General features: G+C 65.4%; 20 protein-coding genes. 11 read left to right on the top strand and 9 right to left on the bottom strand.

Going from position 1 to position 25,476, the window contains the following annotated elements:
* The first annotated feature begins 186 nt into the window (after nucleotides 1-186).
* From A3E1_RS0135455 to A3E1_RS0135440, 4 genes are read left to right on the top strand one after another with little or no spacing between them, the layout of a single operon-like run.
* Complete coding sequence (locus A3E1_RS0135455; protein ID WP_020525580.1) at nucleotides 187-978, top strand: hypothetical protein; 792 nt, start codon at nucleotides 187-189, stop codon at nucleotides 976-978.
* A 40-nt stretch (nucleotides 979-1,018) separates the two neighbouring features.
* Complete coding sequence (locus tag A3E1_RS0135450) at nucleotides 1,019-2,122, top strand: pyridoxal phosphate-dependent aminotransferase (RefSeq protein ID WP_020525579.1); 1,104 nt, start codon at nucleotides 1,019-1,021, stop codon at nucleotides 2,120-2,122.
* Complete coding sequence (locus A3E1_RS0135445) at nucleotides 2,122-2,922, top strand: carbon-nitrogen hydrolase family protein (protein WP_020525578.1); 801 nt, start codon at nucleotides 2,122-2,124, stop codon at nucleotides 2,920-2,922. The genes A3E1_RS0135450 and A3E1_RS0135445 overlap by 1 nt, the downstream gene beginning before the upstream one ends.
* A gap of 51 nt (nucleotides 2,923-2,973) precedes the next feature.
* Nucleotides 2,974-3,780, top strand: coding sequence for a DNRLRE domain-containing protein (locus tag A3E1_RS0135440; RefSeq protein WP_020525577.1), 807 nt, complete (start codon nucleotides 2,974-2,976; stop codon nucleotides 3,778-3,780).
* Here A3E1_RS0135440 and A3E1_RS0135435 read toward each other — a convergent pair whose 3' ends face one another.
* Nucleotides 3,781-6,216 (bottom strand): ABC transporter permease, encoded by a 2,436-nt coding sequence (locus tag A3E1_RS0135435; RefSeq protein ID WP_083929774.1) that lies wholly within the window; start codon nucleotides 6,214-6,216, stop codon nucleotides 3,781-3,783.
* The gene (locus A3E1_RS0135430) at nucleotides 6,216-6,962 is read right to left on the bottom strand and encodes an ABC transporter ATP-binding protein (protein WP_020525575.1); all 747 of its coding nucleotides are present in this window, start codon (nucleotides 6,960-6,962) and stop codon (nucleotides 6,216-6,218) included. Before A3E1_RS0135430 ends, A3E1_RS0135435 begins: the two co-directional genes overlap by 1 nt.
* Before the next feature lie 130 nt (nucleotides 6,963-7,092).
* On the opposite strand from A3E1_RS0135430, the gene A3E1_RS0135425 reads away from it, so the two are divergent.
* From A3E1_RS0135425 to A3E1_RS0135410, 4 genes are read left to right on the top strand one after another with little or no spacing between them, the layout of a single operon-like run.
* Entirely contained in the window at nucleotides 7,093-8,253 is a 1,161-nt protein-coding gene (locus A3E1_RS0135425; protein ID WP_020525574.1) for a sensor histidine kinase, read from the top strand.
* 13 nt (nucleotides 8,254-8,266) lie between these two features.
* Nucleotides 8,267-8,914, top strand: coding sequence for a response regulator (locus A3E1_RS0135420; protein WP_020525573.1), 648 nt, complete (start codon nucleotides 8,267-8,269; stop codon nucleotides 8,912-8,914).
* A gap of 10 nt (nucleotides 8,915-8,924) precedes the next feature.
* Entirely contained in the window at nucleotides 8,925-9,602 is a 678-nt protein-coding gene (locus A3E1_RS0135415) for a YqeB family protein (RefSeq protein ID WP_020525572.1), read from the top strand.
* Between the two features lie 9 nt (nucleotides 9,603-9,611).
* Nucleotides 9,612-10,046, top strand: a complete 435-nt coding sequence (locus A3E1_RS0135410; protein WP_020525571.1) for a nitroreductase family deazaflavin-dependent oxidoreductase — start codon at nucleotides 9,612-9,614, stop codon at nucleotides 10,044-10,046.
* 7 nt (nucleotides 10,047-10,053) lie between these two features.
* On the opposite strand, the gene yidD is transcribed toward A3E1_RS0135410, so the two are convergent.
* The gene (gene yidD, locus A3E1_RS48700) at nucleotides 10,054-10,770 is read right to left on the bottom strand and encodes a membrane protein insertion efficiency factor YidD (protein WP_157631950.1); all 717 of its coding nucleotides are present in this window, start codon (nucleotides 10,768-10,770) and stop codon (nucleotides 10,054-10,056) included.
* Nucleotides 10,771-10,869: 99 nt separating this feature from the next.
* Between yidD and A3E1_RS0135400 the strand changes: the two genes are divergently transcribed.
* Nucleotides 10,870-11,505, top strand: a complete 636-nt coding sequence (locus A3E1_RS0135400) for a flavin reductase family protein (RefSeq protein ID WP_020525569.1) — start codon at nucleotides 10,870-10,872, stop codon at nucleotides 11,503-11,505.
* Nucleotides 11,498-12,259: an inositol monophosphatase family protein gene (locus A3E1_RS45460; RefSeq protein WP_020525568.1), complete on the top strand. Its 762-nt coding sequence runs from the start codon at nucleotides 11,498-11,500 to the stop codon at nucleotides 12,257-12,259. Before A3E1_RS0135400 ends, A3E1_RS45460 begins: the two co-directional genes overlap by 8 nt.
* Here A3E1_RS45460 and A3E1_RS43840 read toward each other — a convergent pair.
* From A3E1_RS43840 to A3E1_RS43835, 4 genes are read right to left on the bottom strand one after another with little or no spacing between them, the layout of a single operon-like run.
* Nucleotides 12,243-13,304, bottom strand: a complete 1,062-nt coding sequence (locus A3E1_RS43840; protein WP_020525567.1) for a winged helix DNA-binding domain-containing protein — start codon at nucleotides 13,302-13,304, stop codon at nucleotides 12,243-12,245. The genes A3E1_RS45460 and A3E1_RS43840 overlap by 17 nt on opposite strands.
* A gap of 11 nt (nucleotides 13,305-13,315) precedes the next feature.
* The gene (locus tag A3E1_RS0135385; RefSeq protein ID WP_020525566.1) at nucleotides 13,316-14,224 is read right to left on the bottom strand and encodes a TolB-like translocation protein; all 909 of its coding nucleotides are present in this window, start codon (nucleotides 14,222-14,224) and stop codon (nucleotides 13,316-13,318) included.
* Entirely contained in the window at nucleotides 14,221-15,396 is a 1,176-nt protein-coding gene (locus A3E1_RS0135380; protein WP_020525565.1) for an MFS transporter, read from the bottom strand. Before A3E1_RS0135380 ends, A3E1_RS0135385 begins: the two co-directional genes overlap by 4 nt.
* 4 nt (nucleotides 15,397-15,400) lie before the next feature.
* Nucleotides 15,401-17,935 carry a metallophosphoesterase gene (locus A3E1_RS43835; protein ID WP_020525564.1) on the bottom strand — a complete coding sequence of 845 codons (2,535 nt, stop codon included), beginning with the start codon at nucleotides 17,933-17,935 and terminating at the stop codon, nucleotides 15,401-15,403.
* Nucleotides 17,936-18,020: 85 nt separating this feature from the next.
* On the opposite strand from A3E1_RS43835, the gene A3E1_RS0135370 reads away from it, so the two are divergent.
* Nucleotides 18,021-18,887: a helix-turn-helix domain-containing protein gene (locus A3E1_RS0135370; RefSeq protein ID WP_020525563.1), complete on the top strand. Its 867-nt coding sequence runs from the start codon at nucleotides 18,021-18,023 to the stop codon at nucleotides 18,885-18,887.
* Here A3E1_RS0135370 and A3E1_RS0135365 read toward each other — a convergent pair.
* A complete protein-coding gene (locus A3E1_RS0135365) occupies nucleotides 18,884-22,162 on the bottom strand; it encodes a phosphodiester glycosidase family protein (protein ID WP_020525562.1) in 3,279 nt (1,092 codons plus the stop codon). The genes A3E1_RS0135370 and A3E1_RS0135365 overlap by 4 nt on opposite strands.
* A 61-nt stretch (nucleotides 22,163-22,223) precedes the next feature.
* Nucleotides 22,224-25,448 carry a hypothetical protein gene (locus A3E1_RS0135360; protein ID WP_020525561.1) on the bottom strand — a complete coding sequence of 1,075 codons (3,225 nt, stop codon included), beginning with the start codon at nucleotides 25,446-25,448 and terminating at the stop codon, nucleotides 22,224-22,226.
* Nucleotides 25,449-25,476: the final 28 nt, after the last annotated feature.

Below are 25,476 nucleotides of genomic sequence, written 5' to 3'. Positions count from 1 at the left end.
GCCGCTTCCATAGTGCGCGAACTATTGCACCACTTCGGTTTTGTGGCCCTCGTGTCGTTTACAGACGCCCGGTCAGCCGTGACTACCTCTTCCTTCGCACCATTGGGCGAGCGAGCTCCGCCGCGTTTCGGCGTCTAGAGCTCCCCTTTCACCCTTCTCACTCCTCTCCCCTCGCTAGGTGCTCACATGAACATTGTTGTTGCTGAATTCTTTTCCGACGTCCAGCATGCCCTCGCTATCTGGTCCCTACTCCTCCTCGTCGCCGCGATGTGCGTGGCGTTCCTTATGCCACGCGACAAGCGCGTCAAGCCGGTCGCTGCCAACGCGCCAGATCCGGCGCTTGGCCCCGTTCTCAAGCGTGTGCGTCTCAGCTCCGAGGCGCGTGAGCTGCGCCTGCACGCGAGAAGACTGCGCTCCATCGCCGATCAGGCCGAAGAAACCGCGCGCAAGCGGCGCGAAGCCTGGCTGGCAGCCATGAATCAGGCCGCGCAAACATGGCAGGCCTTTGAGGAAGGCGACGCGCTAACCCGCCGCATCGAGGCGACCCTCGCCCTGCCCGATCCCGAAACCCCAAAGACACCAGCGGAATACGCCGATCGCGAGCGTTACCTGCACCGCGCCGCGATGCGTGCATGCAGTCACCGCCAGCTGTCCGCCTTGGACCTCAGCGACGCCCTGGCTCACCGCAACGGCTGGGACCCACGGCTGCACCCGGTTAAGCAGGAAGTCATCCTGCAACGGCGCATCCGCGAAAGTCTGCTGCGCGAGCACAAGGCGGCTGTCGTCAAGGAATCCAAGGCCTGGGAATCAGCTCAACTGGCCGCGACAGCCGTGCGCAACCTGCGCCAGGAAGCCTTCTTCGCCGAGCAGCAAGCCCGCGAGATGCAGAAGGCGGCCGGGCCGGCGCGTGCACAAGCGAGCAAGCCGGGACTCTACGACACCAGGCAGCTACCCTTAGCGCGTGCGCGAGCCTACTAGTTCGAAGCTTCGCAGCGTCGGGACGACCATCTTCACTGAGATGACCGCTCTGGCCCGGCGGACGGGTGCGGTCAACCTCGGTCAAGGTTTCCCCGACAGCGACGGCCCGCCTGCCGTGCTGGCCGCGGCGCAATCGGCGATCGCGGGCGGGCTCAATCAGTACCCTCCGCTCGATGGTTTGCCGGAGTTGCGCGAAGCGATCGCTAAGACGCGGCTTGACCACTACGGACAGCAGTTCGGCGACATCATGGTCACGGCTGGCGCGACCGAGGCGATCGCGGCTGTGCTGATCGCTCTGTGCGAGCCGGGCGACGAAGTGGTGGTCTTCGAGCCTTACTACGACAGCTATTTGGCCAACTTGGCGATGGCCGGGGCGGTACGCCGGCCGGTGCAGCTGCGCTCGGAAGGTTCTCGCTTCACGTTTGACCCTGCCGAACTGCGCGCGGCCATCACGCCCAAGGCTCGGCTGTTGCTGCTGAACAGTCCGCACAATCCGACGGGCAAGGTGTTCACTCGCGAAGAGCTGGACCTGATCGCGCAGTTGTGCCAGGAGCACGACTTGATCGCGGTCACCGACGAGGTTTACGAACACCTTATCTATGACGGCAAGCAGCACATTCCGCTCGCGACACTGCCCGGCATGGCTGAGCGGACTCTCACGATCTCCTCCGCTGGCAAGACTTTCAGCGTCACCGGCTGGAAGGTGGGCTGGGTCTGCGGACCGTCGCCACTTGTCGCCGCCGCGCGTAAGGCCAAGCAGTTCCTAACCTTCGCCGGCGGCACGCCGTTTCACGCGGCGATCGCGGTTGGCCTGACGCAGGAAATGGGCTGGGTCACTCGGCTGCGCGATGACCTGCAAGAGAGGCGTGACCGGCTGCGCGATGGGCTCGAAACCCTTGGCGCGTCTGTTTATCCGTGTGAGGGAACGTATTTCCTGCAAATCGACGCCCGCTCGCTGGGCTATGCCGATGGCATCGACCTATGTCAGGATCTGGCGGTCAAGGGTGGCGTGGTCGCGATTCCCGCCCAGGTCTTCTTTGACGACACCGAAACCGGGCGGCGGTTCGTCCGGTTCGCGTTCTGCAAGTCTGACGGGGTGCTCAACGAAGGAATATCCAGACTGTCGAGCTTCCGGAGCCGATGATGAGAGTCGCTGTTTGCCAGCTCAACGCCCGAGACGACCGCGCGGCCAACCTTGCCGTGGCGCGTGACCTGCTGACGCGCGCCGCCGCGGCCGGTGCCGATTTGGCTGTGCTGCCCGAATTCACCGACTATCTCGGGCCCGCCGAAGGCACTCCCGCTGCGGAAAAGCTCGACGGCGAATACGCCACGTTCTTCGCCGAGGCAGCTCGCGAGCTGGGCATGTGGGTACTAGCCGGATCGTTCCACGAGGCCAGCGGCTCCCCCGGCCGTTCGCACAACACGGCACCGCTTTTCGACCGCGAGGGTTACCTTGTCGCGGCCTACCGCAAAATCCACCTCTACGACGTGGACATCCCCGGGCGAGTGTCCTATTTGGAGTCAGCCACCATCGCGGCCGGTGAAGAGACCGTCGTCGCCGATGTCGAAGGTGTCCGCGTCGGCCTGTCGATCTGCTACGACCTGCGCTTCCCCGAGCTCTACCGGCGCCTCGCCGTCGAAGGCGGCGCCCAGGTCATCGTCGTGCCAGCGGCGTTCATGCTGCATACCGGCCGCGACCACTGGGAAGTGCTGCTGCGCGCCCGCGCCATCGAAAACCAGTGCTACGTCATCGCCGCGGGCCAGATCGGTGACCACGACCCGGGCCGCACCTGTTTTGGCCGCAGCATGGTCATCGACCCCTGGGGCACGGTAATCGCTCAAGCCCCCGACACCGTCGGCGTCACCATCGCCGACCTCGACCTGGCCCGGCTCGCCAAGATCCGCACAGAACTCCCTAGCCTCGCCAACCGCCGCCTCATCTAGGGCCCGAATCTCCTGTATTTTGGTCAGCGGCAGGGGACGAGGAGAAAGCGAATGGATCGGGCCATTCTTCCCGCGGCGCTGCTCGCTGCCGTTGTTGCCACCGCTGGTGGCGTCATGCTGACCGGCAACGAAGACAATGGCCATCAAGGTCACGTCTTGGCGACCGGCCCGGCTTGGGATATGCCGGTGATCGCGGTCGGGTCGCCTTCGGTGTCGCCGTCAGCGGAAGCGTCGGCCACAGCGTCAGCGCCGTCCACTGTGGACGGTCCAAAGCCGGGCACGGCTCCCACGACAGCAGCACCCGCGCCGCCGCGGCAGACCGCGACGATGACGCTGGACACCAAGTTCCTGCGGTCGATCCTGTCCGATGGCACCAATGTCGGCCACCCAGCCGAAGCGGGCTATGTCGATACGTCGAACCCGGATCGGCGGCGTGTGCACCGGACGTTGTTCAAGTTTGACGTCAACGCGTTCCTGGGCAAGGAAATCGCGTCGGCCAAAGTCGTCGCTCCCGGCAGCTGGGGCTGGGGCTGCACGGCCAGTCAAGCGGTCAAACTGCAGCGCATCACGGCCGCCTGGAACCACGATCAGTCGAGCTGGTTCAATCAGCCGCCCACGACCTCGGTGAACGAGGCGACAACCAAAGACCCGCAAGGATGTTCGGGCGACAAACCGGCCTACGAAGGCGTCTGGTCCTGGACGATCACGAGGATCGCCCAGGACTGGGCTTCCGGCGCCGCGAGCAATCACGGCCTGCTGATGCGCATCATCGATGACCTAGCCCGCCCGAACCCGTGGGACACGCAATATCACCGCTGTTTCACCGCGCTTCAGCTTGTCGTGACCTACTACAAGTAGTTACGCGGTCGCGATCGCGGCCAGCACGTCGGTGCGAGCTGCCCGGCGCGCTGGCCAAAGCGCCGCGACGACTCCCACCACGACCATCCCGGCCAGTGCGCCGCCCACGAGCAGCCACGGGACGGTCAGGCTGAAGATGGGCTGGGTCAAGATGACGTGCTGCATCACGGCTCCTAATAGGACACCGACCCCGATGCCGAGCACCCCGCCATAACTGGCGATCACGATGCTTTCCCATCTGACCGAGCTGCGCACGAGTTTGCGCGTCGCACCAACCGCCCGGAACACCCCGATCTCCCGCGTGCGCTCCAGCACCGACAGCGCCAGCGTGTTTACCACGCCAAACACCGCGATCACGACAGCCGCTCCCAGCAACGCTGAGATGATCCCCAGCGCCAGCCGGATCGGCTCGGTCTGCGCGGCGATGAGGCCATCACGATCGCGCACAACCACATCGGGCCGGTCAGCCAAGGCCGCGGTCAGCTTGCTCTGGTCGCCACCCTTGACGAAGACCCCCAGTGGGTACCCTTTGAGCCCGGCCGGAAGCAGCTCCTTGTTCAGAACGACGCCCCGCATGACGTAACTATCCGGGTAAATCCCCGTGACGGGAGCGGTGATCGGCGCGGCCTCCTCGAAGTGCAGGGTCAGCTGCGTGCCCACTTTCAGCCCGAACTCGTCGGCCAGCTCCGTCGAAACGGCGAAGCCGCCCTTAAGGTCCCAGCGTCCTTCCTTGATAGGCGGAGTGAGGACCGTCCCGATAGCGGCCGGTTCAACCGCCGTCCACGTCTGCCCGCGCAGCTCGTGGCCGGGAAGTGTGACACGCACTCCGCCTTGCACCGGCGTCGCGACACTGTCCTTGGGCGACATGCCCTTCACTCGCTCGATGACTGCTTCAGGCAGATCGAACCAAGCCTGAACAGGTTGCACCGCAAGGGTTTGCGCCGGGAGGTCATTCTTGACGGTCTTCGTCATGACCTCCTCAACGGAACTGCTCACCGTGGCAAACGAGGTGACCAGCGCCAGCCCGATCATCAGCGCCGACGCGGTAGCGGCGGTCCGCAGAGGATCCCGGATCGCGTTGCGCACGGCCAGCCGCGAGGTCGCGCTTCTGGCCACTTTGGACAATGGCTTCAGGAAGGCCGACGCGAGCAACGGCGCCAAGAACAGCACGCCCAGCCAGGCGATCAGGGCACCGCCCATGCCCACGGCACGTTCCATCTTCGATAGCGGGGTGCCACTCGTGGCGATCACAGCGGCCACGCCGCCGGTGATGAAGATCGCTCCAGCGACCGTCCGCAGGACGATCGAGCGGCGCGGCAGCGACGCGTCGGCCCGCAACGCGGCGACCGGAGCGATAGCTGAGCCCCGGCGAGCCGAACCGTAGGCGGCGACCACGGTCACCACCACACCAACCAGGTAACCGATCAGAATCGCGAGCGGTGATACGGCGAAGACGATGGTCTCCCCCGTCGTGCGGATGAGCGTCATCGCGAGCCAGCCGAGGCCAACACCAAGGGCCGCACCGATAGTGGAGCCGATCAGGCCGAGCACGGCCGCTTCGGCGATGATCGCCCGGCGCACCTGACCCCGCCGCGCACCCACGGCGCGCAGGAGCGCGAAGTGCCGCGACCGTTGCGCCACCAGCATCGTGAACGTGTTGGCGATGACGAACATCCCGGCCAGCAGGGCGACACCGGCGAAGGCGAGCAGGAAGTTGCGCGCGAATTCAGCCTCACTGGTCGCCGCTCTTTCGCGGTCGGCCTTCAGCTCAACTCCGGTTTTGGCGTCCAGTCCAAGGCCGGCAATGGCTTTGGCGATCGCTGTGGCATCGGTGCCGGTTAGCTCGATCCAGGAATACTTCTCCCCGAGCGTCTGCTTAGCGGTCGCTGGATCGAACGCGGCCACCGGTGTGGACTCGTCCACGGAAAGCCGGCGATAGGTGTAGATGCCAACGACAGTGGCGTCGCGGGAACTGCCGTCGCCGTTGAGTAACCGTGCGCTCTCCCCCACGCCCACGCCAGCATCGGAGGCGGATGCTTCTTCCAGCGCGACTTCCTTGTCAGTGGCCGGAGCCCGGCCGCTGACAAGACTGAACCGTTCGCTGGAATCCCAGGCGGTGCCGCCCATGTCGGGGAAGGAGTACCCGCTGATCTTCCCGTCCTTGCCGACGAGCGCCGAGTAACCGAAGGCGACGCCTTGGGCCTTCGTCACACCCGGCAGCGCCCGAAGTTCGCTGACCGTTTCCGGTGTCAGCTCTTCCCCCGTCACCTGCACCGCAACGTCCGATCTGGACGATCCACTGGAGACGGTCTCGGCGGCCGAGTCGGACACGACCCACGTGGCCACGACGAACCCCACCCCGAGCACGATCGCGACCAACGTCATCGCCATCCGCCCCGGGTGCGCTCGCATATCGCGTAATACGGCGCGCAGCATTAGACCGTCACCGCCCGGTGCTCCAGATCGCGCATGCGGTCCAGGATGCTGTCGGCGTCGGGCTTGAGCAGCTCGCCGACGATCTGGCCATCGGCGAGGAACAGCACCCGGTCGGCGTAGGCGGCCGCGGCCGGGTCGTGCGTCACCATGACCACGGTCTGGCGTAGCTCATCGACGCTGCGCCGCAACAGGCTCAGCAGCTCGGCCGACGAGCGTGAGTCCAGCGCTCCCGTGGGCTCGTCAGCGAAGATGACGTCAGGCTTGGTGATGAGCGCGCGGGCACACGCCACGCGCTGCTGTTGCCCGCCAGAAAGCTGGCCTGGGCGGTGGTGCAGCCGGTCGCGCAGGCCAATCGCGTCGATGATGGCATCGGCGTGCGCCGGGTCAGGTTTGCGCCCGGCCAGGTCGAGCGGAAGCACGATGTTTTCGATCGCTGTCAATGTCGGCAGCAGGTTGAACGCCTGAAAGACGAATCCCACGCGGTCGCGCCGCAAAATCGTCAGGGCGTCATCGCTAAGCGCCGAAAGTTCTGTGTCCCCGATCCAGGACTTCCCGCTCGAGGCGGTATCAAGACCGGCCACGCAGTGCATAAGTGTCGATTTCCCCGAGCCCGAGGGGCCCATGATGGCGGTCAGTTCGCCCGCGTGGAAGCTGACCGTTACCCCGGCCAAAGCGGTCACCCGCGCCTCGCCCTGCCCATAAATCTTTGTCAGCTCAACGGCCCGTGCGGCCGCACCTCTCGTCATGGTGGCAAGGCTTCCGTGCGCTGGGCGAAGCCAAATCTGGCTTGAGTGCTTTCGGGCCTCCTACTTAAGTTGCAGCGCTTGTGACTTTGGCAGCAGAGACGATCGCCACCGCGCGGCCTACGCTCGGTTGGTGGACGAACAGCGCGTGACCCGGCTGATCCGCCGAGTTACCCCGTGGGGGCTCGGTGGCATCGTGGCCATCGCCTCGCTCTCCTCGCCTGGCGTCACGCCGGTGCAGACCATGAGCGAGTACTCCGGCTCCGACGTGATCTACCCGTTGCTGTTCACCGGGGCCGCGCTCGCCGGGCTGACCGCTGGGCTGGCCCGCCGCTGGATCTGGCCGCTGGCCGTAGTCGCCACGCTCGGCTGGTGCCTGCTGACGATGTTTCCCGTCGTCGGTGTGCTGTCCTATTACGTCGCGCTGCGGCTAAGCCGCTGGCCGCACATCTTCGCCTACCTGGCCGCGGCGGCCACCGCTGTCGTCGTCCCGACCGCGTTCGGCATCGCCCACACCGATGACCTGGGCACCGGCTCCTTGGTCGGCATGGCGGTCTATGGCCTCATGGTCGGCCTGCCGTTCGCGGTGGGCTTCGCGGTGCGCGCCCGCCGGCAGGTCTTCGCCGCGCTTGAGGACAAAGCCGCGCGGCTAGAACGGGAGCAGGCCACCCGGGCCGAGCAGGCACGCGTTGAGGAACGCGCACGGATCGCCCGCGAAATGCATGACGTTGTGGCCCACCGGGTCGCCCTCATGGTCTTGCACGCCGGGGCGATCGAAGTCAACACGGCCGACGAGAAGCTCAGCACCGAGGCGGCCCTGATCCGCACCACGGGCCGCGAGGCGCTAACCGAGCTGCGGCAAGTGCTTGGGGTTCTGCGCACAGAAGATACCGGTGACCTGGCACCGCAACCTGATCTGTCCGATCTGGAGCGTCTGCTCGACCAGACACGGGCCGCTGGAGTGAACGTCACCTATACCCAAACCGGCGAGGCGAGACCGCTGCCTCTTGTCGTGCAGCGCACCGCCTATCGCCTCGTGCAGGAGGCGCTGACCAACGTCGTCAAGCACTCCGGCGGCGCCGACACGAGGGTCAGCATGCACTACCTTGGCAGCTCGGTGGAGCTGAAGGTGGACAACGAGCCGGCCCGGTCCGGTGCGGAGCGCCTTCCCGGCAGCGGGCTCGGGCTGATCGGCTTGCGTGAACGAGTCGCGCTGCTTTACGGCCGGTTCGAAGCCAGGCCCCGTCTTGACGGCGGATTCACGGTCACCGCGTTTCTTCCGGGCGAAGCTTAAGGAGTACCCCCGAATGATCCGGGTTTTGATTGTCGATGACGAAGCACTGGTGCGCTCAGGGTTGCGGATGATCCTCGAAGCGGCCGGGGACATCGCCGTCGTCGCCGAAGCCCGGGACGGAAACGAAGCCGTGGAAGCGGTCGTGCGGCACCGCCCGCAGGTGGTCCTGATGGACGTCCGGATGCCCGGGCGCGATGGGCTGAGTGCCGCCGAAGAGCTGAACCAGCAACCGGATCCGCCGAAGATCGTCATGCTGACGACGTTTGATATAGACGAATATGTGCACCGGGCACTGCGTGCCGGAGCGGTCGGATTCCTGCTCAAAGACACGCCGCCGAAGGATCTCGCCGAAGCCGTACGCACGGTCGCGGCAGGCAACGCCATGCTTTCACCAACTGTTACCCGGCGGCTCATCAGTTCGTTCGCTAGCAAGGGACCGTCGCTCGCGCACAACGCCAGGCAGCGTTTGACCGTACTGACCGACCGGGAAATGGAGGTCGTCAGCCAAGCGGGGCTCGGTCTGTCCAATGCGGAGATCGCCCGTCAGCTCGACATGGCCGAGACGACCGTGAAGGCCCATATGAGCCGGGCGCTGGCCAAACTCGGGCTGAGCAACCGGGTGCAGGCAGCCATCCTCATCCATGACGCGGAGCTGTCTTAGGCTAAGGCCCATGAGCGATCGCGACGTGGTGACCGAACCCCGCTGGATTCCCGTGCTCGTGTGGACTGGGTTCCCGGTGATCGGGGCCGCGGCGGGATGGCTACTCAAGTCGATCGCTGGCTGGGTGGCGGGCCTGCAGTGGGCACCGCTCCAAGGGCCCTTCAAGCTGATCGCCTCGATCAAAGAACCCCACGCCACCATCGGCGCCCTGGCGATTGGCGCCCTCATCGGCCTTGTCGTGTCATTCCTCGCCGCCGCCGAGAGCATGAGTGTGGCCTTGTCCGGTGACAGCGTGGAGCTGAACCGCAAATGGAAGGACCCCAAGGAGTTTCACCGCTCGAAGATCGCCGCGGTCTTTCTGGACGGGAAATACTTGGTGCTCCTGGGCAAGAACACCGAAGAACTCGCCAGAGAAAAATCCGACCTAGAGGGTACGGCGTTGCGCCCGGCCTTTGAGAAGCATGGTTACCGCTGGCTGGACGCCGATCCGCATGCCGCCGAGTTCCGCCGCTGGATCGAAGACGACCCGTCGGTGCCCGGTGCCGCCAACGCGGTGCTCAAAGCGCGGGCCAAAGCCATCAGCAAAGACCGCGAAGACGACGCCTCTGAGCTGCGCGAAGAGCTGGCCAAGATCGGGATAGTCGTGCGTGACGAGAAAAATAAGCAGTACTGGAGAGCCGTTCAGTAGTCTTGGCGGATGCCCTCTGACGAAGAAGTGATTGACAGCCCGACCGGCTGGGTAGCCAACCACATCAAGTCCTACGTGGACAGTGATGGCGCTAAAGGCCACCGTCATTACAACAACGACGCGCTGCTGCTGACCACGCGGGGCCGCAAGTCCGGCAAACTACGGCGGACCGCGCTGTATTACGGGCAAGACGGCGACCGGCTGATTGTCGTGGCGTCCAACGGCGGCTCAGCCACGCACCCGTTGTGGTACCTCAACCTGGCCGCCGACCCGAACGTCACCGTCCAGGTCGGGCCGGACGTGTTCCCCGCCACCGCCCGCCTTGCCGAGCCCGGTGAACGGCCCGCGTTGTGGGAGCTGATGACCGGCTTGTTCCAGCAATATTCCACCTATCAGGCCAAGGCCACCCGCCAGATCCCGGTGGTCGTCATCGAGCGCGCCTAACGCGACGCTAGGCCGGGTCGAGGGTGCCGAAAGGCACCGTGACCGTGCACCGCCTAATCCTGGCGATCGTGAGCATCGCGCCGTCAAGCGCGCCATAGCGGCGCAACGCGTCCACGCCATATTCACTGCAGCTAGGGGTGAAGCGGCAGCGCGTGCCCAAACTTCGCGAGACGTGACGCTGATAGGCGCGGATCACCCAAACGCCGATCCGTGCGGGAAGCGTCACCCGATCGCGTGGCCGAGTGTCAGCCGCAGACATCCATGGCTGGGCACCGGTGAGAAGCTGGAATAGGTGGCTGCCGGCGACGGTGCTTCCACAGTTGCTTGTGCCCGTATCACAACTGCGGGATCCCGAGTCGCAACTGCCGCTTGCGGAATTGCAGCCCTCGTTCCCCGAGGTGCAACTGTCTGCCGTGGCGCCGCAGACATCATCCATCGGCTGCTGGCAGACATCGTTGAACACGTCATCGCAAACGGCGCCGGTGGCTGGGCCGCAAGAATCGTCGCAGGAAATCTGGCAGCCATCGTTGGTGTCGCCGCTGGGCGGTGCGACCGGCGGCCCACCGCCGGGCTGGGTGACCACACCGTCGGATTTGGACGGTGCCGGTGTGCTGACGCTAGGCCGGCCCCGGCGGAGCAGCCAATACAACACCACGGTGCATGCAGCGGCAGCCGAGGCCACCACCCCGAACACCCACCAAATCAGCTTAGATCGCTTAGGCACGTCGGAAAGGTACCGTGTTCGATCCCGTGCGTCACGCGATGGGACGTCTGAAAAGCGCCAGCATGGGCGTCCCGCCGGTGACAGGCTCGACGGGTGCATATGAAAACCGACTTGAAGGTGCTGTATTTCGGCACTCCAGTAGTGCTCATCAGCACCCGTAACGAGGACGGCACGGCTAACCTCGCGCCGATGTCATCAGCGTGGTGGCTGGGCCAGGAAGCCGTGCTGGGAATGGGCAACAGCTCGCAGACAACGGCGAACCTGGCCCGCGAACGCGAGTGTGTGCTGAACCTGGTGCCGTCCAGCTTGGTCTCCGCTATCGACAACCTGGCTATGACGACCGGAAAGCACTCTGTGCCGGAAGGCAAGGCACGCATGGGTTACCGCCATGTGGCCGATAAGTTCGCCCACGCGGGCCTCAATCAGCAAGCGTCGGAACTCGTGTGGGCGCCGCGCGTGCGGCAGTGCCCGATTCAGCTGGAAGCCAAGGTAACCGCGATCCATCCGGTCGGGGATCTCAGCGCCAGCACCATTCACGTCAAAGTCCTGCGAGCACATGTCGAGCAGGAGCTCATCATCCCTGGAACCCACTATGTCGACCCGGAGAAGTGGGATCCGCTCATCATGAAGTTCTGTGAATTCTTCGGTGACGGCCGAAATGTGGCGGCCTCACGGCTGGCTGAAGGCTGGCAGATGCCGCATGCGGCGGTGGGCCTAAGCTCAGCACGTGTCTGATGATCTGCATTCGGTGGCGTTAGCGGCGGCCAGAGCAGGTGCCGCGGCGATCGTGTCCGTGTCCCGCGACGATTTGGCCACGCGGGACAAGGGCGGGATCGAGGATTTCGTCACCGCGGCGGATCTCGCTTCGGAGGAGGCGATTACCGAAGTCATCCGCCGGCACCGGCCCGGCGACGCCATCGTGGCCGAGGAGTCGGGGCGGTTCGCTGGGTCAACTTCGGTGTGCTGGTATGTCGATCCGCTCGACGGGACAGCCAACTTCGTGGCGGGCACTCCCGACTACGCGGTCTGCGTCGCCGCCTATGTGGCGGGAGTGCCCACGGCAGCGGTAATTTACCGTCCTGCTGACGATCGCTGGCTAGCGACTACACCGTCGGGATTAGACGGTTCTTATGTTCCGGCTTTGCTGCCGGGCAGACCGTTGTCCGAAGCCGTGATTACGGTCAGCCGGCCGCACGAACAAAGCCGCAGTGAGGTGGCAACCCGGCTTCGCTCCCTGTTGGGTCCGCTCGTGCGGCAGGAGCGGCGCACTGGTTCCGCCGCCTGGGCGATGCTGCTGATCACGATGGGCGAGCACGACGCCTATCTGTCGCCAGACATTCCGTTGTGGGACACCGCCGCCGGGCATCTGCTTGTGCAACGCGCTGGCGGGCTGGTGACCACCACGCTAGACGGCGGGATGCCACTGTCCATTGTGGGCACGCCCGCTGTCACGATCGCGCTCGCCGAGGCCATCAAGACCCGGCAATGAGCCAGGATGCCTTGGTACCAAAGAACTCGCCCAGCCTTTTCACCGCGCTGTCCAGGGCGGCTGTCTCAGCCTTGCTCAGCGGGCGGTAAAGCTCAGCTTCGACAGTCAGCGGCTTCGGCACCAGCCGCCAGTGCCCGATGACCTGACCGTCAAGCAGGATCGCGTGCAAGTACGTCCTGAGGTCGATGTCGCGGGCCGGGGTGTCCGAGCGCAGGACGTCTTTGCTTTCGCTGTAGGACATGATGTATTCGTCGAAGCCCTGCACAAGGTCGATCCGCGGCGACTTTGGTGCCTTGCCCGTGTTTGGTTTGACGAAGTAGAAGTTTCCGTCCTGCTCGGCGTTGAGCACCGAGAGGGCTTTCTTGGTGTCGGCCACGGTCAGGCTGCACCAGCGGACGAAGTCCTTCACTGTCGCGGGGCCACGACTCGTGAAGTAGCGGCGGGCGAGTTCCACGATCGCTTCTTCCACGGGCAAGGACTTCTTATCTGGAACGCGATCGTCGAAGAACGCGTAAGTTGGGGCTTTGCCGCCCACGGTTCCGCTCACGATCACGGCTTCGAGCTCAGCACGCATGAGGACATAGGCCATGTGCAGTCCGCTGGCGGTGAGTCCCGCGTCTTTGGCAAGCACGTCCATGAGTTCTTTACGGTTGAGTTCGTTGCCGCCGTTGAGCGCCTTGGTGAACACCGTCGCGCACTTGGCGAACGACTCCTCGTCGACTCCGTACTTGCGGTAGTAGGTGCCGTTGACCTGGTGCACGCGGGCCTTGGTCGCCTGCAGCACCCAGCGGATATCGTCGCGGTGCACGAAATGCCACGTCGGCCGCAGCACGTGGGTGCGCAGGATCGTGCCGTCGCGGTAGAGCCTTTCGATCGCGCCATCGTCGCTCGCTCGTGTGCGCTGACCGAGCGCCCACTTCGCCGGGCCGAACTCTTGCGCCTGCATGGCACCAAACCAGCGCAGCGCTTCAACGGGATCGCCGAACGGCGTGCCCCACAGTCTGTGCTCGTGCATGCGCCACGTCGCGATATCGCGGTTGTTCATCGTTGTCTAATTTAGCCTCCCAGAAACGCTGGAGAGGACCCCGGGCCGACGAGCTCTGGCCGTCCCGTGCCGTCGGCCGGCAGTCTGAAGATCGCTGGCTGGCCCTCATGTGCTTTGGCATAGGCGACGTGAGCGTTGTCCACCCAGGCCAGCTGATCGTCCACACTGTCCGTCTCGGCGAGGGCGATGTCGGTGTTTCGCACAAGATCGAGCAAGTGCAGGCGCCAGCGATCCCCGAACCGTTTCTTGTACGCCAGGCGCGTTCCGTCAGGTGACAGGGACGGGCACTCGACGTTTTCCCGCAACGACTCCAGGTGCCGTTTCGTGAGGTCCCCGCGCATGAGCCACGTCTTGCCACCAGACCACATCGTCGCGTAGAAGGTGTTGTCGTCACTGGTAAACGTGATGCCCCAGAAGTTGCGGTCCACAGCCTCGTAAGGCTGTCCGTTCAGGTTCACGCTGAAGTCTTCGAGCGATCCGTAATGGGCACCGGTCTTGAGGTCATATGCCCCGGCGGTGGTGGAGAACTGACCGTTGGGAGCGAGATAGGAGTCTCCGGTGCGAAAGACGGTCCACGCGACCAGGCGGCCTGAGGCCGACACGCGCGCCCGGCTTGGCAATCCCCACTGTGACAACGATTTCAGCTCCTTGAACTGACTGTCGTAGATGACGACCTTGGACCCGTCGGGTGGGATACCGGGCCGCAGGCACACGACCGTGCCACCGGCCGCATAGGCCCGCACACACGCCGGGCCGTTCTGACCGTCAATGCGGACAACGCCTTCGTGCACTTTGAGTAAGGCGCCCGGCCGTAAAGACGTCTCTTGTGGTGCGCTCTGCTGGGCGCGGAACACGATGTAACTGGCCGTCGACACCACGGTCAGGATGATGAGCACCAGGCTCGACGTTCGTTTGCTCATGCGCGTCTCCGGTTCATCAGGGCGGTAGCGGTCAGCAGGGCGAGCGCGCCGCCGTAGGCGGCCAGCGGAAGACCGGGGCCAACGGTCGCGGCGAGGAGTCCAAAGACGACGGCTCCGGCCGCCCGCGCTAACGCTTGCGCTGTTTGCAGAAGAGCTAGCCCGCTAGACCTGGCGTGCGCGGGGATGAGCGGTCCGGCATAAGCCATCAGGACCCCATCGGTCGCAGCGTAGAACAAGCCGTGCAGGACCAGTGCGCCGATCGCGAGCCCTGGCGTTAGCCCGATGATGAGGTAGGCGGCCACTAGGAGCCCGTGCCCGATGGCGAACATACGCCACCTTCCGATGCGGTCGGCGAGACGGCCCACCGGTGCCGCGGAGAGCAGGAAGGTGACGGCGGTGCCGAGGGGCAGCAGCGGCAGGACTTGGGCGGGCAGGCCCGCTTGGCGTTGCAGCGTAACGAACAGCACCATGTCGCCGGCGGTGCACAGTCCGAACAAGACGGTGCTCAGGACGGGCTTCTTCGGCACGGCTCGCCAAGCCTCACGCAGGCTAAAGCTCGCTTTCCTTTCAGGGGCGGGCTTATGGGGTACCCAATGAGCGATGACCAGAACCCCGGCGACACCGAAGGCGAAACTCGCGACGAAGACCACGTCGTATCCCCCGGCCACCAGGCTGATCAACCCGAAGGCCACCAGCGGGCCCAGCAAGGCCCCAGCGGCGTCCAATGCCCGGTGTACCCCGAACGACCGCCCCATCAGCTCCGGCGGCGCCGCCAGGCTGATCATCGCGTCGCGGGGTGCCGTGCGCATGCCTTTGCCCGCGCGGTCGATCGCCAGCGCGACCGGCACCGCGACGGGCAGCAGCAGCCGGCTGACCGTCGAGAGCGCGTATCCTGCCGTAGCAACGGCTTTGGGCCGCCCTAACCGGTCGGCGAGCCAGCCGCCTACTACCCGCAGCACAGCCGTGGCACCGATGTACAGGGCGTCAATCGCACCGAGGGCGGCAAGCCCGATCCCGGCACCGTAGATGAGATACATCGGCAGGATCGCGGTGACCATCTCCGAGGAGATGTCCGTGAGCATGCTGACGATCCCCAGGGTGACAACCGTTCCCGGCACCCCGCCGAGCCGGAAGGACCGGCCCGGCGAGGTGTGCACAGTGGACAGATACATCCGCTTAACTCACCGCGATGTCGTCGACCTGTGCCTCGAAGAGGCTGCCGCCGCTGGCATCCGCCGCCTCGACGAGGATCTGGACACTGCGCCCGGCATAGGTGCTGAGGTCAACGTTCGCGTTCTGCCAGGCACCGGCGACTTCCGCGGCCGCGCCAAGCCGTTCGAACACGGTCGTCACCGTGGTGCCATCGACGATCCGCACCCGCAGATAGTCTGCCGTGGACGAATTGTCGCCGTGAGCGATGGAGTAGGCGAACGTTAGCCTGGCCGCCGATGGAACCGTGAACGCGGGCGACCTGATCGAAGTCACCCCGCCGTCCAGATCGTTGGCGCCATAGGCACTTCCGGCCAGCCGTCCCGTTGACAAACAGTTCGTGCCGCTCGCTGTGGTGCCGAGCTGCTTGACCTGATTGCTGTAAGTGGAGGTGGTCTCCTCGGGATCGCCCCGCTCGAACAAACCAGACGACGCCGTGTCGGTTCCGCTAGGGTTCGCGGTCCAGCCCGTCACCGACTCGAAGTTGTCGCTGAAACCGCCACCGCCGGTGGAGGCGGCGATCTTAATGTCGTCGATCTGTGCTTCGAGCAGGCTCGCCGTGCCCAGATCAGCGGCTGTCACCTGCAGCTGGATCGTCCGTCCCGCGAACGCGGAAAGGCTTGCCGTGGCTGCTTTCCAGGCACCGTTCACGTTGCTCGCGGCTCCAGCCTGCTGGAACACGGTGGTGACCGTGCTGCCGTCGACCACCTGCACCCGCAGGTAGTCATTGGTGCCGGAGTTGCTGCCGTGCGCCAGGTTGTACTGGAACGACAGGTTCGCCGCCTGCGCGGGCAAAGCGATCGCCGGTGAGCGGACCGTCGTCGTGCCGCCATCGAGGTCATAAGCGCCCGCTGACGATCCCGCCAAGCGCCCGGTCACGAGACTGTTGGTGCCACTGGGAGTCGTGCCCAGCTGTTTGATGCCAGACGAATCCGTCTGCTCGGGATCGCCCCGCTCGAACACGCCAAGCGTGGCCGTGTCGGTGCCACCCGGGTTGACAGTCCAGCCTTTGTTCGTCTCGAAATCATCGGCGAAGATGTCTGACCCTTGTCCTTGGACAGTCAGGCTGAGCGTCGCCGTTCTGGAAACACTGCCAGACGTTGCGGTCAGGGTGACCGGATAGGTGCCCGGTGCCGCGCTCGCACTGGCCGTCAGGGTCACGGTTGAGGTCCCCGGAGGGGTAACTGACGACGGGCTGAACGAAGCCGTGACACCACTCGGCAGGCCGCTGGCCGAAAGTGCCACAGCGGCGCCAGAACCGGAGACGCTGACCGTCGCCGCGCCCTGACCGCCCGGCGCGACACTAACCGCCCCTGGGCTGACACTCACGTCGAATCCGCTGGCCTTCTTACACGTGCCGGTGACAGAGTCGGTGTAGGTGCTTCCCGCCACGGGAACGAAATCGGCGCGGTAGGTCGTCGCGGTGAGGGTCAGCTTGCCCACGCCAAAGGTGTTGGCGTTACTGGCCTCGACGACGGCCGCAGGAGTGGAGTCGAAGCTGTAGAAGCCACGCCCGCCCGTGCCGATGAGCAACTGCCGGATGCCGTTGACCGTGTCGGTCGTGCCATTCGGCCGTGCCATGGCGAACCGCTGATAGTTGTGATCGTGACCCACGATCAGCAGGTCGGCACGGTGGTCGTAGAGCGCCTGGTAGAGCGGCGTCACGGAGGTGTCGTCGCCGTGGCTGCCGCGGCTGAACCGTGGGTGGTGCCAGTAGGCCGCGGTGCACGGTTTGGTGTTCGCGGTCAGATCGGTGCGCAGCCATTGCTCCTGCGCCGATCCGGCTCCCCGGGCGATGTTGGAGTTCAGCGCCACGAAGTGCCAGTCGCCCACGTCGAAGCTGTAGTAGCCTTTGCCGCGTTCACCGGCGCGGGCACCCCAGTAGTCGAAATAGCCTGCGGCGCCTGAGGTTTGGTACTCGTGGTTGCCTGGCGAGGGATACGAGATGTTCTTGAACTGGCCGTAATACGGGTCGTAGTTGTTGTTGAACTCCGACAACGTGCCGCTCTCATAGGCCAGGTCGCCCGGCATGATGAGGGCGTTGGGGTTCATCGCCTCGATGACGTCGGCGGTCCGGTCGCAATTGGACCCGCAGATGTCACCGACCGCCGCGACGGTCACTGTCGCCGCCGCTAGCGCTTGGGTTCCGGTCTCGTAGCCGCCGAAGGAGTACGAACTCGATGGCGACTTGAGCGACGGCGTGACCGTGACACAACTGCCTTCGAAAGACCTGGTGTGGAAGGGTTTCCCGGCCCAGTTGCGTCCGGTGAGGGTGTAGGAGCCGCCGGCCGATCCGGTCAGGGTGACCGAGTCGCCGTCGGCGAGGCTCAGTGAGGTGACGTGCAGACGCAGCCACTTGGCACCGTCGCCACAGATCTGATGCACCGAGCGGATGTCGGCCGGTGCCGCCGCGGGCCGCGCCTGAGCCTCCAAGCCGATGGTGCTGGTGGCCAGGAGGCAGAGGGTTAAGGGTACATACCAACGTGATCTTTGCTTGTGCATAGACAGACTCAACTCCTTGCCATGCTGCCCCTCCAGGCCTAGAGTGCGCAGAACTGGATAACTCTGGACGCCGGGGTGATGCCATATGGACTTCAGTGCCCTGCTGCGCGAGGCGATCGCCCGCAGCGGCCTCAGCCTGGCGGAGATCTCCCGTGGGCTGCACGAGCGCGGAACTCCGGTCAGCATCAGCGCCCTGAGCTATTGGCAGACCGGCTCCAACGTTCCGGAGCGGGCGGCCTCGATCGCCGCTATTCGTCACCTTGAAGCCATGCTTGGTTTAGCAGCTGGGTCAGCTATCGCGACTTTGCCGGCAAGAAAGCCCCGTGGGCGGTACCAGCCGCGGGCCAATCACCGGTCCCTTCTCGACCGGACGTGGCGCAGCGCCCCGGCGCTCACCCGCATGCTGGCCAAACTGGACGCTCAGCCCGAGGACCTCGCTCAGCCGGCGAAAGTCGCCCAGCACGCGACCTATTACCTGGACGCGTTTGGCGAGGAGCACAGCGTGCGCATGCGGCGGATTCTGCTTGCCCAGCATGACGGCGTGACCCGTACGTTTTTCGCCATGCGGTGCAGCTCGCTGCCGCAGGCACCCGTCGTGACCTATGCCCAGGGCTGCACGCTGAGCCGGTTCCGGGGTGACGGCGCTTCGTCGACGTGCGTCTTCGAGTTCCAGTTGCAGCAGACCCTCAACCGCGGCGACTTGGGCCTCGTGGAGTTCTGGATCAAATATCCGCCCGGGCAAAATGAAACCCGGGCCACCCTGCGCGCCAACGCGGGTGCCCGGGATCTGACGATGAGCGTCGTGTTTCACCCGTCACGGGTGCCACTAAGGTGCTACAGCTCTTATCAGGCAACGATTTCCGGTGAACACCGGACGATCGGTGACGGGCCGGTGCTCATTCAGCTCGACCCGCCACCTGGCATCTATGCCCTGCGCTGGGAGTGGTCCTAGCGTGGCGTCAAGGCGATCGTCGCCGTCGCGGTCACGCCATTCACCGTCACGGAGAGGCCGACCGAGCCGGATTGCCGCAGTGGCAACAGCTTTCCGGACTCGGGATCGAACCAGGCATGGTGCCATGGCCGCAGCCCGAAAGCCGGTCCAATGTAGACATTTGCCGACCCGGTCCAGTCCGCGCTGACCGGTGCCGCCACGGGGACGGTGCGGCCGGTCTGTTCGACAGCCGCTGTCACCGTCACGGGGGTGAGCAGTTTCGCTTCCCCGGGCGCGGTGAGCGACAGTCCGTTCACGTGCGCTTGCACTTCGGCTTTGAGCTCACTGCCGTACACGCCGAAGTGGGTCCATCCGGTGAAGCCGCCCTCATTGGCAGGCGTCGAGGGGCCCTTGCCGGAGTTGCCGTTGATGAAGTAGGGCACTCCATCAACGCGGCCCGCGTAGAACGTGCCCACGTGCGCTCCGATGAACACGGCCTGCTGGCCTGTCGCGTTCTCCCAATCACCCAGCCATTGCTCGATCAGCGCCGCTTCCTTGCGGTCGCCAAGCTGGCTAGCCTTGGCCGGGGTGGGGTCGCGCGGCGGGTGGTGGTGCATCACCACCACGTTGCCGGTGGCGGTGTCGAGTGCCTGTCGCAGCATGTTGAGCTGTGCCACGTGCAGTGACCCGTCACCGGAGTTGAGCATCACGAAACGTGTGCCCTTGTGGTCGAGCACCCGGTTGACGTCACCGAATACGGCCTGGAAGTTCGTGATCGGCGCGCCCATGATCTCGTGGTTGCCCGGGATGTAGTAGTACGGCAACTCCCCACGCAACTCCTCATCCAGGATGCGTTTCGCCAACGCGAAGTCCTGTGGGAAGGCGGTGTCGACGAAGTCACCGTTGATGATGACGAAGTCGGGACCGGCCGCCTTGATTTCCCGCAAGGTTCTGCGGGCTTGGGCCACGATGTCACTGTCGGGATTGGCCGCCACGAATTGCGAGTCGGACATGACCGCGAAGCGCCAGGGCGCACCGTCCACGGTGCCATCCCGGATCACCACACGGTCCGTCAGGAACGGCGCGGCTGGCATCTCCAGTGACGGTGGCACGAGAGCGGCCAGCTCATCGATGATCAGTTCACTCTGGTACTTCGCGGCCGCCTTGATTTCCGGTGCGTAGAAGCGCCGGACCTTCAACGGATACACGGCTCCCTGCGGCACGGCGAAGGTCACCTGCTGCCAGCCCGTCCACGTGACGTTGGGGCCGCGGAGCACGAGTGCGGAACCGTTGCCGTCAACGAGATGCAGGCTTGGCCACTCGCCGTTGCCAGCACCGTGCACCCACATCGAGAACCCTTGTGGCTGACCGGGAACGTCGATGAAGGCGGGCGGGTTGGCATAGGCGGCCCTGGTCACGCTGTGCTTGGTGAAGTCAGCGGACAGTTTCAGGCCCGTACCCGTCTTGCCCGCGACGGGGCTGACCGATCCCGGGATGTCGGCCGGAATCGCGTTGTAGAACCACTGGGAGGCGTTCTCAAAATCAGCGATGACAACGCTTTCCAAGCCGATCGTCACACCGATGACGGTCTCGGCCTGGCCGGCTTTTAGGGTAATCAGTCCTGCCCCGACCGGCTTGAGCGCCTTGACTTTGAGCACGCCTCCTTCACCGGTGACGTTCAACAGTGAGGTGTCATAGCTCAACTTCACGTCGCCGGGCTCGATTGGCGCGCTGGTGCCCTCGCCGTCGAACCCGACAACACCAACCGTGGCCGTGGCGTCCAATCCGGACAGTCCGAGCTTCGTCTGCGTCGCCTGGATCCGGTCCAGCGGTCCGAGCACGGTCAGGCCGATGCTTCCGGTCGCGGACCCTTGGAACGCGGTCGCGTTCACCTTTCCGGGCACGAGCGCGTGGAACACACCGTTCTTGACGTAACCGTGGATCAGGTTGGAGCTGCGCCATTGCGGTGTGGCCGCGGCCGGGCCGAAGGTCTCGTCATAACCGGCGGCGGTCAGCTGGCGGGTCAGGCCGGGGAACACCCGGTCCGGACGGCCGCCGCGCACGGGACCCACGCCCGCCGCGTCACGGGCGTCGATCGCGGTCTCGACCCAGAATCCTTTCAAATTCCCGGAACCAGCCGGGGCGAAGATGCCCAGCCCGTTCGGCACCGGGCGCAGGCTTCCGTCAGACGGCTGGTTCTCCGTCTGCACACTGGCCGATCCCGGTTCGCGGGCCAGCAAAGTCGACGATCCGCCACCGTCGAGGTTTAGCGCGTTGTGCGCGCCAAGCTCGGCCATCATCTGGCCCATCTCGGTGAGTGTCACGCCGCGGCTGTCGACCTGACGTCCGTCAACCGTGAGCAGGTGCATCGTGCGGCCGTCGGCGGAGAATCCGACCGCCGTACGCGGTGCCAGTGACGGATCGGCGATCTGCTGCGGCACACCGTCGCGCACGAGCACGTAGTTGCCGCCGATGGCCGCCTTCAGGTTGGCGTCGCCGGTCGGCTTGGGCTGATAGGCAATCACCATGGGATCGCCAACGGCCAAGGTGGACAAGGCGTCAGCGCCCGCGTCACGGCCGAGCAAAACCGTGGTGCCCGAAGGGATTTCACCCGCTCCGGCGACGTTGGCCACGGCGGTGACGACTCCGCCGGAGACCGTCACCTCAGTGACCCGGCTCGCGCCGGAAACCGCGCGGGTACGCGTGTAAGCGCCCCAAAGCGAGGTGAACGCCCCGACACCGTTGGCCTGGATGAGGTTGTTGAACTGCGTCAACGCGACCGGGCTAGCACCCGTCTTGGTCGCCGTTCCCTCGAAGTACACCTCAAGGACTTTGCCCAGGCCCTCGGCCGTGATCCCGACGGCGGCGTTGTGCCCGGCGACCGGCGATTGGATCAGCTGTCCACTTTGGATGCCGATGCCTTGCGCCGCGCTGGAGTTGTTGATGTCGAAGAAGTCTCCGTTGACGGCGGCCACGGCACGGGTTCGCCCAGCCGGGCCGGTCAGCGGCTCGGGGGTGGAGACCGCTCCGGAGTAGAGGTAGTCGACCGAAGCCCCGCCGGACAGGTCGGCGCTGAGCGCGTCGGCCCGCAGCCAGCCCAGGCTGTCGATCCGGTCGAAGGAGGTCAGTGTGACGCCGGGCGCGACTGGCCGGACGTCCTTGTCAGTTTCCAGGGTTGGCTGAGCCTGAAGGGCCTGCGCGGTGTTGGCCACTGCGACCGCGGGACTGGGCAGTGGCAGCACGAGCGCAGAGATCAGGACAAAGTGGAGGGCAACCCTTCCACGCGCACGACTCATGCCGGCAGTCAACCTGATTAGGTGACTAATTTTCAAGACCTGGAGATGAACTGAAAACAAATTACGGCCGGTGTGCTTCGAAGAAGCTGGTGTCCGCCGGCCTCGGCTGATCAGGCAGGTAACGCAGGCGGGCCGTCACGGTTTTCAGCAGCTCAGGCAACTTTGGCAGCTGGATCGAGACCCACTCCGGGGCTAGCCCGGGGACCACGGGCAGCAGGCCATAGGGCTCCTGCACCCACTCGTCGTAGACCATGCCCCACCGGCCACGACGATAGGACGCGCTGCGGAAGGCTTGATCGCCGGGGAAGGTCAGTTCCAGCCAGAGCGACTCGGCCACCGCCGCCGCGGGCGAGCCAGGATCAGCGTCGTGGTCGACATAGGTCCACAGCCGCCACGGCGAGACGGGGAAGTTTGATCGCGTGCCCACCTTGGCACGTCTGCGCGCGGGGTCGAGGTCGTCACCGTCGATGCGGTAACCCTCCTCGGGGCAAAACGGCGTCACGGCTTGATACTCCAAACTCGACGTCCACAACTGCACGTAGATCGAGTAAGCCACTCCGTCAATCGCCAATTTGTTGACCAGGAGAACGGGGCTTTCGAAGAAGCCGTAGTTCAAGCGCACGAGCGGGAAGCTCTCGTTGAACGCGGCCGCGACGGCGGGCAGTTGGGCCACCCGTTGCGGCTCAGGGGCGTAGCCCCGGCGTACCACCTCGCGGTGTGGCTCTATCTCCGTTAGCGAAGCCGCCTGTTCCTCCAAGGCGGACAGTCTGCCTTCCAGGCCCGCTGGTTCGTGGCGCGGCCGCTGGCCCCGCGCCCACGCGTGCTGATAGACCAGCCCGTTGGCCTCGTCGTCGAGCAACTCCGCGCCCTGGCATAGCGCGATGAGCCGGGCCATCTCGTCACTGACGTAGATGAAGCGGTCGTCGTCATAGAACATGTCCTCGCGCCGGCTCCAGTAGAACCAGCGCCGGTGCGCGGCGTCGAGCGTGACCCAGCGCGGGCCGATCAGCGAGTACCACTTAGCGCTGCTGTCTCGGGAGGCGTGCACGCGATACCGTTCCTGGTCGGGGTTTTCGACCCCGGCGACCCACCTCTCCTCACCGGTCACCCGCGACACCTGATAGCCGCGCCGTGTCAGTGCTTCATAAACCCGTTGTGCTGTAAAGGGTTCCGAACCGCATAGCAAAGCCTTCTCCTGCCCGAACGAGACCCTCGTGGCGTAACGCCAGCCGGTCACGTCAGTGACCTCGGGCGGCAGCGGATCGGAAACTGGCCGCCGCACATCGAGCGGAGGATAGAGCGAACCTTCCGGATCGGCTTCCAAGCGCAGCAACAGTTTTCCGGTCGTCAGCACGTAAAGGCAGCCGTTGGCGGGAGTCATCGCCGCGACGCCGTAGCCGTGGTCGCCCGGATCCTCGGGATAGGTATCCAGCCGTGGGCGTAAGTGCCCGATCAGTTCACCGACGCTCACTTCCCAGACCTGAGCACCTTCGTCGTCGCAGGCGCGAATGAAAGTGCCAACAGCGTCATAGGTGATGCCTTGCGCGATCGTCGTCTCCTGGACGATCAGCCCGTCATGCGTGCGGTAAACCGGCTCCTGCAACGCTTTCACCGATGGCGGCGACGGCAGTTCGGCCCCCGTGATCAGGTCACGGCCGAGGTCCCCCACGCGGACCGCCCGGCCACTGATGCCACCGAAAGACGCGTGCAGCTTGCCGCGCTGTGCCCCGGTCGCCGGATCGAAGAGCGCACTGATGCCATCAGCGGCGACCACGAGGCCCCGGTCGTTCACGACGATCTGCGCGGGAAGCGCGCAGCCCGTGTCGGTCACCCACATCGCCCGCGGGCGTCCCGCCATCGCCTGTATGCCGGCGGAACCCGCTGGACCGCATACGGTTTCGTCCGTCGCGAGGGGACGCGGCCAGCGTTGGGTGAGCCAATCCGCGCTCGGCGCGACAAGTGCCAGGGCACGCAAGGCTTCGGCGCGGTCGGCTTCGGCGGCGTACGACCGTTCCCAGTCGGCGGGATGGCCAGCGCTAGGAATAGACCGTCGTGGCAGCACCTCCCTGCTGCGCACGATGGAACGCCAGGCCATGCCTGCCGCGTAACCCAGCAGCGATCGTTCAGGCTCGGAAAGCCTTATCCTGCTGAGGGTTTGCAGTAGCTCCAAGTCCAGCGGCTCACTGAACCGGCTGACCGCTTTGAGTGCCTGCTTCGTGACATACCACTCCTGCGGGTCGATTAGATCGGCCAGTTCCGTGATCACAGAAGTGAAGAACTCGGCCGCTTCACTCGGCACCGCGGCGTAAAGCAGACCGTAGATGTCGTCTGAGGGCGCGGCCGTCATCGCCTTGGGCACGGGCAGAAACGCTTGCACATCAAGCGTATCCAGTGCCCGTGCGCGGAACCTCCGCAAGCCGTTGCGCGCGACCGCCAGCGCGTCAGCGTCGGCAGAGCCGGGAAAGGCGAACTGCCCGGCGAGCTGTCCCGCCCACACCGCCTCGTCCACTAAACCGAACGTCTTGATCAGGCCCGTCTCGGAGTCTCCTCGCGGGGCGACCGCGCTCGCCGCCGCGTCCTGCACCCGGGCCAAGGCCGCGCCCGCCCAGTCGAAGGAGGGCAACGTGTCGGTGGGCCAACGGCGGCCCATTGCCCGTGGCTGCTTGGTTCCCGGGTATCCCGGCCCGGCCAGCTCTAGAAAGATCTTAGGATCGCGAACGTACTTGCTGATTCCGTCTTCCAGCCTGGTCGCGCACTCCAGCCGTTCTATCGCGGACAGTCCACCAATCCGTGCCGAGAGGTCACCAAGCCACGCCTGTGCGTCGGGCAGTGCGGTATCGAGGTCCGCGGGTGAAGGAGCCGGCACGAGGTCGAGGCTCGCGCGCATGATGCCGGTGACCTCGACGTCGGTCAGGCGCTTGCAGAGGGCGTTGAGCCGGTCGACCGTGCCATTCACATCACTGTGTCCAATCTGGACTGACATGCGAGTGAAGAGCGAACACAAACGGGTGAGTTCGGCGAGATTTCCCTGAGCCCCGAACCCGTGCCCGAGCGCCACCGGCAACGATGGCGCCTCGCCGAGCAGCCAGTCACGCAAGCCCGCGCAGCCAGCCCGAAACGGGTGTGTGGCGGGCAGCAGCGCACCAAACTCCAGCCGCCCGCTGAACTCCACCGTGTGCAGCAACTCAAGCGCGACCTGGCGCAGCCAACGGTCCACTTGCGACTGATCAAGCGTGCCTAACCACGCGCGAACGTCGCCCTCGCCCAGCTCATCCACGGCCTCCACCGGCCCGAGTTTAGGGGCTAAGGCTGAT

Source organism: Catelliglobosispora koreensis DSM 44566 (genome assembly GCF_000379685.1).
In the GTDB taxonomy this organism is placed as follows: Bacteria; Actinomycetota; Actinomycetes; order Mycobacteriales; family Micromonosporaceae; genus Catelliglobosispora; species Catelliglobosispora koreensis.
This window is presented reverse-complemented; position numbering and strand designations above follow the sequence as displayed.